General features: G+C 66.1%; 17 protein-coding genes. 9 read left to right on the forward strand and 8 right to left on the reverse strand.

Annotated elements, in window-relative coordinates; translation table 11 throughout:
- The first annotated feature begins 526 nt into the window (after positions 1–526).
- The 6 genes from LH390_RS11180 to LH390_RS11205 all read left to right on the forward strand — a co-directional run bounded on the left by LH390_RS11180 (position 527) and on the right by LH390_RS11205 (position 4,033).
- A complete protein-coding gene (locus tag LH390_RS11180; RefSeq protein WP_346344287.1) occupies positions 527–1,090 on the forward strand; it encodes a MarR family winged helix-turn-helix transcriptional regulator in 564 nt (187 codons plus the stop codon).
- Positions 1,087–2,049: a universal stress protein gene (locus LH390_RS11185; RefSeq protein WP_227281255.1), complete on the forward strand. Its 963-nt coding sequence runs from the start codon at positions 1,087–1,089 to the stop codon at positions 2,047–2,049. Before LH390_RS11180 ends, LH390_RS11185 begins: the two co-directional genes overlap by 4 nt.
- A gap of 40 nt (positions 2,050–2,089) precedes the next feature.
- Positions 2,090–2,761 (forward strand): SDR family oxidoreductase, encoded by a 672-nt coding sequence (locus LH390_RS11190; protein ID WP_227281254.1) that lies wholly within the window; start codon positions 2,090–2,092, stop codon positions 2,759–2,761.
- Positions 2,762–2,773: 12 nt separating this feature from the next.
- Complete coding sequence (locus LH390_RS11195) at positions 2,774–3,265, forward strand: hypothetical protein (RefSeq protein ID WP_227281253.1); 492 nt, start codon at positions 2,774–2,776, stop codon at positions 3,263–3,265.
- A gap of 194 nt (positions 3,266–3,459) precedes the next feature.
- Complete coding sequence (locus tag LH390_RS11200; RefSeq protein ID WP_227281252.1) at positions 3,460–3,699, forward strand: hypothetical protein; 240 nt, start codon at positions 3,460–3,462, stop codon at positions 3,697–3,699.
- 94 nt (positions 3,700–3,793) lie between these two features.
- A complete protein-coding gene (locus tag LH390_RS11205) occupies positions 3,794–4,033 on the forward strand; it encodes a hypothetical protein (protein WP_227281251.1) in 240 nt (79 codons plus the stop codon).
- A 95-nt stretch (positions 4,034–4,128) separates the two neighbouring features.
- Here the strand turns inward: LH390_RS11205 and LH390_RS11210 are convergent, their stop codons facing one another.
- From LH390_RS11210 to dps, 4 genes are all read right to left on the reverse strand, one after another.
- Positions 4,129–4,446 (reverse strand): antibiotic biosynthesis monooxygenase family protein, encoded by a 318-nt coding sequence (locus LH390_RS11210; RefSeq protein ID WP_227281250.1) that lies wholly within the window; start codon positions 4,444–4,446, stop codon positions 4,129–4,131.
- Between the two features lie 28 nt (positions 4,447–4,474).
- Complete coding sequence (locus LH390_RS11215) at positions 4,475–5,962, reverse strand: DUF1846 domain-containing protein (RefSeq protein WP_227281249.1); 1,488 nt, start codon at positions 5,960–5,962, stop codon at positions 4,475–4,477.
- A 153-nt stretch (positions 5,963–6,115) separates the two neighbouring features.
- The gene (locus LH390_RS11220) at positions 6,116–6,532 is read right to left on the reverse strand and encodes a DoxX family protein (protein ID WP_227281248.1); all 417 of its coding nucleotides are present in this window, start codon (positions 6,530–6,532) and stop codon (positions 6,116–6,118) included.
- Between the two features lie 909 nt (positions 6,533–7,441).
- Entirely contained in the window at positions 7,442–7,933 is a 492-nt protein-coding gene (dps, locus tag LH390_RS11225; RefSeq protein WP_227281247.1) for a DNA starvation/stationary phase protection protein Dps, read from the reverse strand.
- A 197-nt stretch (positions 7,934–8,130) separates the two neighbouring features.
- Here dps and LH390_RS11230 point away from each other — a divergent pair, with 197 nt between their 5' ends.
- Positions 8,131–8,976, forward strand: a complete 846-nt coding sequence (locus LH390_RS11230; protein ID WP_227281246.1) for an Fpg/Nei family DNA glycosylase — start codon at positions 8,131–8,133, stop codon at positions 8,974–8,976.
- On the opposite strand, the gene LH390_RS11235 is transcribed toward LH390_RS11230, so the two are convergent.
- The 4 genes from LH390_RS11235 to LH390_RS11250 are packed head-to-tail and all read right to left on the reverse strand — an operon-like array spanning position 8,973 to position 12,171.
- On the reverse strand, positions 8,973–9,848 hold the full coding sequence (locus tag LH390_RS11235; protein ID WP_227281245.1) for an aldo/keto reductase: 876 nt from the start codon (positions 9,846–9,848) through the stop codon (positions 8,973–8,975). The genes LH390_RS11230 and LH390_RS11235 overlap by 4 nt on opposite strands.
- 5 nt (positions 9,849–9,853) lie before the next feature.
- A complete protein-coding gene (locus LH390_RS11240; RefSeq protein ID WP_227281244.1) occupies positions 9,854–10,282 on the reverse strand; it encodes a cupin domain-containing protein in 429 nt (142 codons plus the stop codon).
- A gap of 52 nt (positions 10,283–10,334) precedes the next feature.
- On the reverse strand, positions 10,335–11,066 hold the full coding sequence (locus LH390_RS11245; protein ID WP_227281243.1) for an ABC transporter ATP-binding protein: 732 nt from the start codon (positions 11,064–11,066) through the stop codon (positions 10,335–10,337).
- 52 nt (positions 11,067–11,118) lie between these two features.
- The gene (locus LH390_RS11250) at positions 11,119–12,171 is read right to left on the reverse strand and encodes an FtsX-like permease family protein (RefSeq protein WP_227288231.1); all 1,053 of its coding nucleotides are present in this window, start codon (positions 12,169–12,171) and stop codon (positions 11,119–11,121) included.
- Positions 12,172–12,355: 184 nt separating this feature from the next.
- Here LH390_RS11250 and LH390_RS11255 point away from each other — a divergent pair, with 184 nt between their 5' ends.
- Positions 12,356–13,825 carry a sensor histidine kinase gene (locus LH390_RS11255; protein ID WP_227281241.1) on the forward strand — a complete coding sequence of 490 codons (1,470 nt, stop codon included), beginning with the start codon at positions 12,356–12,358 and terminating at the stop codon, positions 13,823–13,825.
- On the forward strand, positions 13,822–14,430 hold the full coding sequence (locus LH390_RS11260; RefSeq protein WP_227281240.1) for a response regulator: 609 nt from the start codon (positions 13,822–13,824) through the stop codon (positions 14,428–14,430). The genes LH390_RS11255 and LH390_RS11260 overlap by 4 nt, the downstream gene beginning before the upstream one ends.
- Position 14,431: the final 1 nt, after the last annotated feature.

Consider the following 14,431-nt stretch of genomic DNA (forward strand, 5'->3'; position numbering starts at 1 on the left):
GCCGCTTCCACACGCCGCAGCACCGCCCGGGATGTTGCTTATGCCGCACATACTGCGGGCGATGTCTTCACGGATTTTTTCGGCTCGGCGTTTCCGCAGGTCAGAATTTAGTTTCCACGGCAGGTTACGACATGTTCGAATAAACTGCCGCCGCAACAGCCGCAGCACCCGGCCACAACCGCAGCACCGCGCCGCATGTCGCCTGTGCCGCACGTACCGCGCGCGATGTCTTCACCGATTTTTTCGGCCCCGCATTTCCGCAGGTCAGAATTCAGTTTCCGCGGCAGGTTACGACATGTTCGAATAGCAGCCAGCCGCGCGCCGGCCGTGCCGCGTATCGACGCCGCCCCGGCGCACCGCGCGCCGCGTCACGCACGGCACCGCACCCCCAGGGCCGGCGGCAAAGCAACCCCCGGGCTGCGGTGCGCGGGGTGCGCGGGGCGGGGTACGGGGGCGTCGATAAGCGTGGGTACCCGCCCAGCGGGAGGGCGGTCACGCGGTGGACAGCGATGACTATGCTAGTGGCATGACCGCGCCTTCACCTGAGGAGCTAGCTAAAAGGATTCGCCCGTCCCTGACTAGGCTCTATGTACTGTATTTTCGGATCGCCGCCCAGTCTGACCTGACGGGCTCCCAGCTGTCCCTGATGTCCCGGATGCAGGAACGCGGGGCGCCGCGCATCAGCGAGCTCGCCCACGAGGAAGGCATCCGGCTGCCCACCGCCTCCAACGCGCTTCACCAGCTCGAGGAGCGCGGCCTGGTGGCGCGCATTCGGGACAAGAGCGACAAACGCGGCATCCGCGTGAAGCTGACCAAGCTAGGGGAGCGCGAGCTCGCGCGAGTCGGCGAGGAGCGGGACCGCTACGTCACCCAAATGCTCAAGACGCTGGACCCTGAGCTGCTGAAATACGCCGACAAGGTCACCGAGATCATCACCGCCCTGGCCGACGCCTACGATGACGCCTTCGCCGCCGAACTCGAATCGGAGGCAAAGAAGCGCAGCGCACACGCGCGCACCTCCACCGCACGCACCGCGCAGGAGACCCCGGCCCAGCAGGAAGCCCCGGCCCAGGAGGCCCCCGCACAGTGACCAACCCGCAGCCCGCGCCGGCCCAGCCCACACCACCTGAGTGGTCGGATCCTGCGCGCCTCCTGGTCGCTTGGCGCCCTGGGGAGCGGCGCGACGCCTTGGAGTACGCGGCTTGGCTGGCGCGTACCGCCCCGGCGCGCGTGCGGGTGGCCACCACTTTTGTGCGCCCGTGGCCGGCGACGTCGTTGAAGAAGCTCGGTGGGAAGTATCGCAAGTGGTATACCCAGCAGGCGCATGCGTGCCGCGCTGCGGTGCAGAAGGCGTTGCGTGCGGCGGAGTTGCCTGAGCAGTGTTGGGATGAGTCGGTTTCCGCGTTCGTTGATGGCCCTTCGGAGCATCAGTTGTTGGCGGGCGCGGCGGAGAAGTTTGGTGCTGACCTTATTGTGTTGGGGTCTCAGGCCGCGGCGCCGAAGGGCCACATCTTGGCCAGCACGGCCGCGGATGCGCTGCTGCATTCGTCCACGCAGCCGGTGGCGTTGGCGCCGCGGGGTTTGAAGGTGGCCAAGCGTGGGGTGCGGCGGGTGACGTTTGCTTATCTCAACCCGGATCATGATGAGCGGGATCCGGCGTTGTTGGCTGCGGCGCAGCGCGCCCACGCGTGGGGTTTGGGTTTGCGCATCGTGGCGTTTTCTCCGTCTGGCATTGCGGATAAGCCGGGCGGGGATGCCTTTGAGCTGGGCCAGGAGCTTTTCGATGACTGGCGGGAGCACTCCCTGGCCATGCTCGACCGGGCCCGCGACTACGTGGCCGGCCAGTTTCCGGACATGGAGCTGGAGTCCACGGTGGCTACCGGCGATGGCTGGGAGGGCGCGGTTGAGGCGTTGAAGTGGAAGAAGGGGGACGTGCTGTGCCTGGGTTCTACACCTGTTGGGCCGTTTCAGCGCGTCTTCGTGGGCACGGAGGCCACCGAGTTTTTGCCCCATGTCCCGGTCCCGGTCATCGTCTATCCCACGCCCTGAACACCCGATATTCGAGGACGACAGTAAGAAGGAGAATCCCATGCCCGTAGCAGTGGTCACCGGAGCGAGCGGCGGCGTCGGCCGCGATGTCACCGCCCGGCTTATCGACGCCGGTTGGCTCGTCTTCGCACAATTCCGCACCGAAGGCGCCGCCGACGCCGACCTGCCGGCCACCTGGTGGCAGGCAGACTTCGCCCAACCGTTGGGCACCGTGCGGGCGGACCTGGAGTCCCTGGGGTTGCCCGACCGGGTTGATGCGCTCATCCACTGCGCCGGGGTGTGCCCCATTGGCACCACCGCCGAGCTGACCCGCGGGCAGGTCGAAGAATCCCTGGCCGTTAATCTTCTGGCCCCCATGGAGCTGACCGCCCAGCTGCTGCCGCGGCTTCGCCTGGCCGGCGGGCACGTCATCTACGTCAACTCCGGTGCCGGCCTGCACTCCCATCCGCGCTGGTCCGGCTACTCCGCCGCCAAGCATGCGGCACGGGCCTGGGCCGACGCCCTGCGCGCCGAGGAACCCGACATCCGGGTGACCTCCGTCTATCCGGGGCGCATCAACACCGACATGCAGCGCCGCCTGGTTGCAGACCTGGGCGAGAAGTTCACCCCGGAGCGCTACCTGTCGGTGGCCACGGTCGCCGGGGCGATCGTCCACGCCGTGTCCACCCCGGCCGACGCGCAGCTTCCTGACATCTCCCTACGCCCCCGCTAGGCTTCCACAACTGTGACTACTCCCACGCCCCCAGAACACCCCGAAAACGACCTCCACGACGACGCCGACTTTTACAACAAGCGACCCCCCGAGCCGCACAGCCTCGAAGAGCTTGCCGACGCCACCGACCCCGAGGTTCAGCTCGCCCGCAACAAGGCCTCCACCCGGCAAGCATTGTGGTGGCTGGGCATCGTGCTCCTGGGATCCCCGATCATCTCCGCCCTGCTAGCCGCCCTGTGCCGCATGATCGGCGGACCGCTGTGCGAAACCGGCGCCAACACGTGGCTGTGCTCCCGCACGGCGGAAATCTGGTGGGCCCTGGGATCCTGCGCCCTGCCCACCTTCGGGGCGATCGGCTGCGGGGTCATGATGGTGATCAAGCTGCAGCGCTACACCCGCTGGCGCGCCTGGATGGGCGTGTTCTGGGTGCTGGTGCCCTACGCCATGCTGTGGATGGTCAGCGTGCTGCAATTTGCCATCCTCGGCTCGGAGAAGATGGGCTAGGCGTCCACCACACGGACCTGGCGGCGGGGCGTGGGCACCCCGGCACGACGGCAACCATGCACAAAAGCTGTATGCGGATTACCATAGGCTGCACTGCGCCCCTCGGTGTGGGAGGCCCCGGAACAAGAACCCGGTGAGGCCCCCGGTGGGGGACTCTGAATCTGTACGCCAACAACAGACGCAAGGATGGACCAATGTCACGCACTCAGCTGATCACCATCTCGCTCATCCTCGTTGCGGCCTGGATCATTTTCACCGCCGCCACGGCGAACAACGTGTACCTGCTGCACACCTACGCGCACACGCCGGGTAACCCAGATACCATCCCGCTCAACCACATCGATGGGGCCTACAAGTACGGCATCTGTGCCATCATCAGCAGTGCACTGTTGGGCGTGTGGACACTCTTCCTGTCCCTGCGCAAGGACCAGTAGTCATGCAGAAAAAACACACCGCGGATACGCCACGGACAGGTCACGGGGCCTGCACTCATGCGCCCGGTGGGGAAACAACCTCAAGGTCTCAGCGATGACGCGCGTCAACATCATCACCATCACGCTAATTCTGCTTGCGGCGTGGATCATCTTCACCACGGCCGCGGCGAACAACGTCTACATGATGCACCTCTACGCCCACACGCCGGGTGGCCCAGATACCGTCCCGGTCAACCACATCGATGGGGCCTACTCGTACGGCGTCCGCTCGCTGATCTCTAGCGCTGTGCTGAGCCTGTGGGTCTTATACCTGGCGCTGCGCAAACGCCGCTAGCCACCAGCGTCACCAGTGGCAGGCCCGCACAGGAAACGGCCACCGCAACTCGGGTCGCGGTGGCCGTTTTGTTGTTCACAGGCTTTCTGGCCGGGCTACTCGCGCGAGTCCAGCACCACCTCGAACTCCAACAGCTGGGCCTTGGTGGCCGCGGGGGCGGGGCGCTCGCCTTCGGGCTTGTCATGGCCGTGGGTGGCGGGGGCCTCATTGTCGCGCCAGTTGGCGTAGGACTCCTCGTCCTTCCACCAGGTGACCACAAAGTAGCGGTCATCGCCGGCGACGGGGCGCAGCAGTTGGAAGCCTTCAAAACCGGGGGAGGCGTCGACCGCGTGCTTGCGCTGGGTGAAGCGCTGCTCGACAACCTCACCTTGGCCTTCGGGCACGGTCAGGGCGTTGATCTTCACGATGCTCATGGCCGCCAGACTACCCGCGCCCGGCCACCTAGCGCTTACGGTAGAACGCTTTGCGTTGATACTTCGGCTCGCTGGTGACCAACACGCCGAGGTTGCGGAAAATGCCCTCGTCCACCGACCCCAGGATGGTGGTGGTGTGGCAGTCGCAGCCAGCAAGGTTCTTCAGCTGCGCCAACGCCCGGCGCGCTTCCTCCGACTCCGCCGCGGAAACGGACAGGGCGATGAGCACCTCATCGGTATGCAGCCGCGGGTTTCGGGAACCCAGGTGCTGGGTTTTCAGCGTCTGGATCGGCTCGATGGAGGCGGGGGAGAGCAGCTTGACGTCCCGATCAATGCCGGCCAGCGCCTTGAGCGCATTGAGCAGCATGCCCGAACAGCACCCGAGTAGTTCGGTCGTTTTGCCGGTGATGAGGCGGCCGTCGGGAAGCGCAAGGGCAGCGGCGGGCTGCCCGGTAGACGCGGCAAGCTCCACCGCGGGAGCAACCACGGACCGGTCGGCCGTGGTGGCGCCAGCGCGACTCATCACCAGGGCGATGCGCCCGGAGATCACCGGATCAGCCTCAGTGCGGCGCTCATCCACCAACGCCTTGTAATAGCGGCGGATGATCTCCTGGCGGGCCGCCTCACGGCACACCTCATCATCATCGATGCAGTAACCCGCCATGTTCACCCCCATGTCCGTGGGGGACTGGTAGGGGCTGCCGCCGGCAATGGTCTCCAGCATGGAACGCAGCAGCGGGAACACCTCCACGTCGCGGTTATAGCTGGTCACGCGGTCCCCGTAGGCCCCCAGGTGGAACGGGTCGATGACGTTAATGTCCTCCAGGTCCGCGGTCGCGGCCTCATAGGCCAGGTTGACCGGGTGCTCCAGGGGCAGATTCCAAATAGGGAAGGTTTCAAATTTGGCGTATCCGGCTTTCCCGCCGCGCTTGTATTCGTGATAAACCTGGCTCAGACAGGTGGCCAATTTGCCGGAGCCGGGCCCCGGTGCGGTAACAACCACCAGGTCACGGGTGGTGTGCACGAAATCATTGCGGCCAAAACCGTCATCGCTGATAATGCGCGCGGTATCGGTGGGATAACCGGGAATAACACGGTGTCGAGCCACGGTAAGCCCCAGCTTTTCCACGCGCGCAATGAAATCGAGCGCCAGGTGATTGTCATCTTCAAGCTGGGTGACCACCACATTATTCACCACAAATCCGCGCTCCCGGAAAACATCCACCAGGCGCAGCGCGTCCTCTTCATAGGGAATACCCAAATCGGCGCGAACCTTTTGGCGCTTGAGGTCCTTCGCATTGACGCACACCAGGATTTCCACCTGGTCAGCGATGTTTTCTAGCATCGCAATCTTATTGTCGGGGGTGAACCCGGGCAGCACGCGGGAGGCGTGGAGATCGTCGAAAAGCTTTCCCCCCATTTCCAAATATAGCTTGCCATCAAGCTCCGCGCGCCGTTGCGAAATATGGTGCGACTGTAGCTCGATGTACTTCTCACGATTAAATCCGTGCGGCATGGCGGCTCCCCTGAATGCGTAGCTTAAGAGCGCCCGCGTGCCCACGAACGCTTCACGACGCCGCCATTCTACCGGTGCCCACCCCCATCACCGGCCCCCGCCACCACACACCGCGCCACGCCGCGGCGCGATGCCACACTGAATTATGCGGCACTAGGCCTCGACGGTCACATCCCGATGCTTCTGCGTCAGAATCCGATCAATAGAAATCGTGCCCGCCCCAATGAACACCAACAGGAACAACGCCCAGCACAACAACGCCGAAGCCACACCGCCGTTTTCCTGCGGAGTCAAACCATCTGGCTGGTGCATCCAGAAATACGCCACCGCCATGGAACCGGCAGACACAAACGCGGCCGACCGCGTAAACAGGCCCAGCACCAACAGCGCGCCGCCGACGAGCTGAATCACCGCGGCCCACCAGCCCGGCCAGGCGAATAGCTCCGGGGCGTGCTCCGGGGCGGGCCAGCCGAGCAGCGCGCCGGTGCCGTAGAGCATGAAGATCAGGCCGATGGCGATGCGGTACAGGGAAATGACAAGGGGAGACAGCTTCTCCAGAGTTGTTGACATGGCACCTATTTTGTTGGGCGGCGGCACGGCTGTCAAGAGCGACACCACGCCACGCGCGGGCGCGCAGGTCACAGGGCCGGCCTGTGAGAAATCACACAGATAGGCGGCGCCGGTTTGTGACGGGCGGGCCTGCTGTAGGCGCGTGCGGGGCCCGGGTTGCCTGCGGCGCGCATGTTTTCTTAGCTACACATACCGTCGGCGATGTCTTCACCGATTTTTCCGACGCCGCATTTCTGCAGGTCAGATTTTACTTTCCACAGCAGGTTACGACATGTTCGAATACCGGGCGACCGCACACCGGCTGTGCCGCATATCGACGCCGCCCCGGAACACCGCGCGCCACGTAACGCACGGCGCCGCAGACACTAGGTCGTCCGATGTCTTCACCGATTTTTTCGACGCCACATTTCCGCAGGTCAGAATTTAGTTTCCGCGGCAGGTTACGACATGTTCGAATAAATCGCCCCCGCCGCACGCCCAGCAACCGACCGTAGCTACAGCACCAGCGAGCATGCCGCCCGCACCGCACATACCGTCGGCGATGTCTTCACGGATTTTTCCGACGCCGCATTTCTGCAGGTCAGATTTTACTTTCCACAGCAGGTTACGACATGTTCGAATACCGGGCGACCGCACACCGGCTGTGCCGCATATCGACGCCGCCCCGGAACACCGCGCGCCACGTAACGCACGGCGCCGCAGACACTAGGTCGTCCGATGTCTTCACCGATTTTTTCGACGCCGCATTTCCGCAGGTCAGAATTTAGTTTCCGCGGCAGGTTACGACATGTTCGAAAAATCAGCCACCGCAGCACCCGACAGCACCCAGCCACAACCCCCCAAACAACAACAAGGGGCAGCCCGCCTCAGCGCGGACTGCCCCGGTCCTGCCACAGGCAGGCGTTGGTCTTAGATGTTGCCGTTCTCATCCTGCAGGTGAGAGCGCAGGAACCACTGGAACTGCTCCAGCTCGCGGGACTGACCCACGTAGATGTCTTCGGTCATGGCGTCGATCTCGCCGGCCTCGGCCTGGGCGTCGCGCACGCCCTCGATGACCTTGGTGTAGACGTCGTTGAGTGCGGCGATGTGCTGCTGGGTGGTGCCGCGGTTGAGGTCGTAAGCCAGGGGGGTGCGGCCTTCGACGTGGCCGGCGGGGGTGCCAATGGGCTCGCCACCGAGGGCGGCGATGCGCTCGGCAAGTTCGTCGGCGAAACCGCGGACTAGTTCGACCTGGGGGTCGAGCATCTCGTGGACGGCGATGAAGTTTTCGCCGACGACGTTCCAGTGCGCGTGCTTGAGGATCAGGTGCAGGTCGTTGTAGTCGGTCAGGCGCTCCTGCAGGGCGTCGATCAGCTTCTTGGCGTCGTTGGGGTTGATTCCGGGAATGGTGAAGTTGCTCATGGCTCCGATGATACCTTCTTTTTATGAGTCCGCCAGTATTCTTAGCGTTATCTTTATAATTCCAGGATAGGCTGCGCTAGTGCAGGTCAGGGCAACTTTTGCGGCCTTTACGCACATCATGGTACGCCTATCAGCCCGAGCACAACCCGACGCGCGCGGCCTGCCGTCTCAGGCCCGCTGCTGCTACAGTGCTCCCCATGCCAGAAGGTCACGTCATCCATCGCCTCGCCCACGCTCTGACCTCCACGTTTGGCGGCCATCCGGTCACCGTGACCTCCCCGCAGGGGCGCTTCAGCGCGGAGGCCGCCACGCTGAGTGATCACACGCTGGAAAAGGCCGAGGCGTGGGGCAAACACCTGTTCCTCACGTTCGATTCTGCGGCGCCGGAACACGTTGTTCATATCCATTTAGGTCTCATCGGCAAACTGCGTCTCCACCCCCTCGCCCCGCCGCGGGGGGCCGTGCGGATGCGCATCACCGATGGCACTACCGCCGCCGATCTCCACGGGCCGCAGTGGTGCCGGCTGATCACGGAGGAAGACATGGATGGCGTCATCGCGCGCCAGGGGGCTGATCCTTTGCGTGCCGACGCCGCCCCTGCCGCAACCTTGGCCCGCACCGTCGCCTCCCGCAAGCACATCGGAGCGCTGCTGATGGATCAGCATCTTTACGCGGGCGTGGGCAACATTTACCGCGCTGAGGCGCTTTTCCGCGCCGGGATCTCCCCTTTTCAGCAGGGCAATCAGCTCACCGACGCGGAGGCCCGCGCCCTGTGGGATGACCTGGTGGATCTCATGGCCGTGGGCGTGGAGCGCGGGCGCATCGACACGGTGCGCCCCGAGCACACCCCGGAGGCGATGGGCCGCCCAGAGCGTATCGACGACCACGGCGGCGAGGTCTACGTCTACCGCCGCGCCGGCGCGCCCTGCCTCATCTGCGGCACCCCGGTACGCCAGCAGACCATGGAGGGGCGCAATCTGTTTTGGTGCCCGCGCTGCCAGCGGCTGAAAAAGCGGGTGGAGCGGCGCGCGCGCAAGGCCTAGCGCTGCCCGCGGCCCACCCCGTAGACGGGGAAGCGGGCCGACTGCCCATAATCGCGAATGTCCAGGCGACGCAGCACGTCCATGTCCGCATCCGCGATGGTGAATTCCACCTGCGCGTTGGCCTTCATGTGGTCGGGGTCCGCGGACTTGGGCAGGGCAATGCAGCCCAGCTGGAGGGCGTAGCGGATGCACAGTTGCGGCACGCTCACCCCGTAGGTGGCCGCCAGCTCCCGCAGCGTGTCATTGTCCAGGATCTCCCCGTGCCCCATGGGCGAATAGGCCTGCACCGCAATGTCGTGGGAGTGGCAGTAGGAGATGACGTCATCCGGGGTGTTTCCGGCGTGCACCAAGAACTGGTTGACCTGCGGGGCAACCTCGGCCTGCGCGCACAGCGCATCGATGTCGGCGGGCAGGAAGTTGGACACACCAATCGCCCGCAGGTGGCCCGCCTGGTAGGCCTTCTCCATCGCCTTCCACGCGGCCGCGTTGCCCGCGGCGTAGTCCCCGCCGCGGAAGTCCTCCCACGGCTGCGGGGCATGGATGAGCATGAGATCGATATACCCGATGTCGAGGGTGCGCAGGGAGCCCTCGATGGCGGCCACGGCGGCGTCGTAATCCTTGATCTCCGCAGCGAGCTTGGTGGAAACAAAGACCTCCTCGCGCTTGAGGCCGCTGGCGCGCACGCCGGCGCCCACGCCGGCCTCATTGCCGTAGGCCTGCGCGGTATCCACGTTGCGGTAGCCCAGCTTCAGCGCCGCGCTGACCGCGTCGGCGGCCTGCGCGTCCGGGATGAACCAGGTGCCAAGCCCCAGCACCGGGGTGGTTACGCCGTTAGCCAGTTCGATGGTGTCCGTCAGTGGGTGGTTGAGCATGAGGGTCAGTCCTCTTCGTCGTCGGGCAGCGCCGCGTAGTGCGCATCAGAAACCGGTTCCAACCACTTGTTGGAGGTCTGCTCGCCGGGCACTTCGACGGCCAGGTGGCTCATCCAGCTCGTGGCCGCGGCGCCATGCCAGTGCTTGACCCCGGCCGGAATATGCACCACCGTACCGGGAACAAGGGCCACCGGGTCCTCGCCCTCAGCCTGGTACCAGCCGCGGCCGGCGGTACACAGCAGGATCTGGCCACCGCCGGATGCCGCGTGATGGATGTGCCAGTTGTTGCGGCACCCCGGCTCAAAGGTCACGTTTCCGATTGTCACGCCCTGGGTGCTGAGCATCTCTAGGAAGCTGCGCCCGGTGAAGTACTCGGCGTAGGCATCATTGGGGCCGCCGACGGGGAAGATGGGGTCGATGGGCAAGGTGGACATGACAAATACCGTCCTTCACAACGAAAAGAATGTGCGGAGTGCACGTCTTTTATCATGCGCTTCGTCCGCCGACAAGCGCCACCTCCCCCTCGCGCTCAACGGTGCTGACCTGCGCGGACCCGTCGGACATGGTGACTACGGCGTCGGCGACGTACAGATGCGAGCGGTCGTGGGTGACCATGACGGTGGCCACGCCCGTCGAGTCCGTGACCTCCCGCAGCAGGGTGACAATCTCGCGGGAGCGGCGGGCGTCGAGAGCCGAGGTCGGCTCGTCGGCGAGCAGCAGCTCCGGGGAACCCATGAGCGCCCGGGCGATGGTCACCCGCTGACGCTGCCCGCCGGAAAGTTGGTGCACTCGGCGCCCGCCCATGCCGGCCAACCCCACGAGCTCAAGCAGCTGCGCGGCACGCTCCCGCTCCCTGCGCCCCGGGCGCTGGCCTCGAATGTGACTGGTGATGAGCAGCTGCTCGGCCACCGTCAACGAGGCCAGCAGATTAGGGCTTTGGAAGATCATGCCAATGTGATCGCGGCGGATGCGGGTGCGGGTGGCCTCGGGGGCGTCGGAAAGCACAAGACCGGCGACGGTGATAGTACCGCTGTCCGGGACCGCCAACCCCGCGGCGGCGGACAGGACCGTGGACTTGCCGGAACCGGACTCGCCGACGATCGCCGTGAGCTGCCCGGCGCGCGCCTGCAGGCTCACGTGATCCAGGGCGGCGACGCTCCGGGTGCCGTCAGGGTAGGTCAGGGTGGCGTTTGCAATGGTCAGGACGTTCTGGGACATGGGATGCTCCTTCGTGGTGAGGTAGCGGGAAAGGGGAGGAGAACGCGGCGGGCTAGCTCAGCGCCAGCTGCGGCTCAACGCGGCTGACGCGGCGCACGGCCACCACCGCGCCCGCCAGGCCCAGGCCAAAGACCGCCAGGGCGGGCACCGCAGTGGTCATCCACGACTGCTCGAAAGGCACGCCGCGGGCGGCCAGCGCCCCCAGGCCCAGCGCAATCGCCGTGCCTGCTGCCGCCCCCGCGGCCAGCACGATCGCAGCCTGGGCCAGCGCGTCACGCAGCACATAGCCGGTGGAGGCACCCAGGGCACGCAACACCGCGATGTCGCGGGTGCGCTGGATGGTCCACACGGACAAAAAGGCGATGACCACCAACGCGCTGATGCCATAGAGCAGGCCCTGCATAGACAGCAGAGAACCGCGCTCGGACTGGTAGGCCGGCAGCCCCGACAACGCCGCAGTCAGGCTGACAGCCTGGGTGTCCGTGTCCTGAGCAGTGGCGCTCCACTGCTCCGAGAAGGCATCGCGATCCCCCGTCAGCGCCAGGACGGTCGGCGCGCTGGCGTGGGCCACGCTGCGCCACGTGCCCAGATCCGCCCACACCACCGGAAGGTGGGAGTAGTACAACGCGTCGCCGTCATGAACCGACACGAGCGGGGCATCCACGCCGCCGGCAGCGACCGTGGTCCCGGCGGCCACGCCCAGCTCGGCAGGGGCAACCATCCCAGACTGGGGCACGGGGGTGGTCGTTCCCGGAATCATCGACCCCGCGGGTAGACCAATGACCGCAACGGGGTGGGCCCCGCCCGCATCCTCCAGGCGCGTCTGCGCGATGCCCACCGGGGTAGCCCGCGCCACGCCGGCGGTGTCAGCCCAGCGCTGGGAGACGGGGGAATCGATACGCGACGCGCCCATATCCACCTTCCCCGTACCGGAAAACACCACCGCATCCGGCGCCAGTGCCTCCAATGCGGACGTATTCTGCTTACCCAACCCCTGGGTCAAACCCGTCAACATGACGAGCAACACCGTCAGTAGACCAATAACGGACGCGATGAGGGCGAAACGGCCCGTCGCATGGCGGATATCACGCACGGCGAGAAACATAAACAGACACTCCTTCTTCCGGGAACAGCGAAGCGGCAGCGCGCGGGCAAACGGCTGACTGCCTGTGATGTCTTCCATCCTGGGCGACCACACCCCACCCCGACATCGACCGCCAACCCGAAATCCCGATCAACCACCTGGTTGATGCCCACCCCCGGCGCGCGCCCCTAGGCTAGGAGCCACCATGGCTTCCACACCACCATCGCCCTCGCAGGGATCCGCGCGAGCACACCCGCAGGCACCACCGCAGGCGCCGTCGCTAGCGCCCGAGCGCGTGCTCACCCCGCGGACCTCTCCGCTTGACCGCGTGCTGGAAAGCATGCGCGTGGGCGTCCACGTCATGGTCGCTTTCCTGCTGCTCTTTGCCACTATCCGGGCGTTGCTGCGCGCCGACCCGACCGCGGTGGCGGCGTTGGGCGCTGGTGGGTATCGATGCGCCACAATCGTCGGTGCCACCCTGTTCGCCGCCTGGTATCTTGGCGGCACGACCTGGGAGAACCGGATCGTCACCGGGCGGGCCCGGTGGAATCCCGGGCGACGCATGCCCCTATTGGCCGCGGCCTGGCTAGCCGTTGTCCTCGCGGTGTGGCTGGCGCTGATGGCGGTGGCTTTTGATTTTGTGTGGTTGCTGTTTCCCCTGGTGTTTGTCATTGTTCACGTGTTGCCCACGGTGTTAGGTCTGGTCATCACGGGTGCCGCGTGGGCGGGTGCGGTGGGCGCGTCGGCCTGGCATTCCGGTTGGGATGTGGGCGGTGTTGTGGGCCCGGCGATCGGGGTGGTGTTCGCGTTGGCGGCCTATTATGTTTATCGCGCTTTGCACCGGCAGGCGCGCTACCACTGGCGGGTGGCGGAGGAGTTGCGCGCCGCGCAGCAGGAGCTGTTGGCCGCCCAGGAGGAGTTGCTGGCTGCGGAGAATCGGGCGGGCCGGTTGGTGGAGCGGGAGCGCTTTGCCCGCGAGGTCCATGACACGCTGGCGCAGGGGTTTTCCTCGATTGTGCTGTTGGCCCGCACCGCCGGCAATGCGCTAGGAGACGGTGGGGCGGACACAAGCCTGAGCCCGAGCACGAGTCCGGGCCCGCGGGGCGTCGATAGTCATGCAACCGACACCACATCTGCGGCGCGCGAGCAGCTGCGCACCATCGAGGAGGTGGCGGGGGAGAACCTCAACCAGGCGCGCACCTTGGTCCGCGAGTTGTCCCTGCCGCCTGACGATCCCGCCGCGGCAGCACCGGCGGAGCTTCCCGGCCGCCTGCCCGAGGAGCTAGCTGGCCTGGCGGCGAGCGTCGCGCGACGCAGCGGCCTGGATGTGCACGCTCACTGCGAGGGCCCTACGGACACGGTCCCGCCGGCTGGCGCGCGGGCGTTGCTGCGCGTGGCCCAGGAGGCGCTGACCAACACGGTGCGCCACGCCCACGCCCGGCAGGCCCACCTCACGCTGACGGTGTGGGACGGCCAGGCGACCCTGGACATCTTTGACGATGGCATCGGTTTCCCGCCGGACGCACCGCCCCCGCCCGGCGCCACCTCGGGTTATGGCATTCCCGGCATGCGCGCCCGCCTGGCGGAGGTCGGCGGCGACCTGACCATCGACTCCACCCCCGGCTCCACCGTCCTGACCGCATGCATCCCCTTAAAAGAAGGCACCCCGCAATGATTCGAGTCATGCTTATCGACGACCACCCCGTGGTGCGCGCCGGACTGCGCGCCATCCTGGATAGCTTTCCCGACGTCCGCGTGGTCGCCGTCGGCTCCTCCGGCACCGATGCCCAGGACTGCTCCCGCGACGACGTCGACGTGGTAGTCATGGACATCCAGATGCCCGGCATGAACGGCATCGCGGCCACGCGTGCGCTCCGCGCGGCCGACGGCCCCCCGGTGCTCATCCTCAGCACCTATGACACCCAGGCGGACATCGTCGCCGCAATCGAGGCCGGCGCCCTGGGCTACCTGCTCAAAGATGCCCCCGAAGACGACCTCCACCGCGCTGTCGTGGCCACCGCCGCCGGCCAGCGCACCCTCTCACCGACCGTCGCCGCCGCGCTGGCCGAACGCCTGACCACCCCGCATGAGGCACTATCCGCCCGCGAGATTGACATCCTCCGGGAGCTGGAATCCGGCGCCACCAACCAGCAGCTGGCCCGGCGCCTGTTCATCTCCGTGGCAACCGTGAAAACGCACCTGATCCACATCTACCAAAAGCTGGGGGTGGACAACCGCACCGCCGCGATCACCCAGGCGCGCGCCCGCAAGCTGATCTAAC

Source organism: Corynebacterium uberis, assembly GCF_020616335.1.
Classification (GTDB): Bacteria; Actinomycetota; Actinomycetes; order Mycobacteriales; family Mycobacteriaceae; genus Corynebacterium; species Corynebacterium uberis.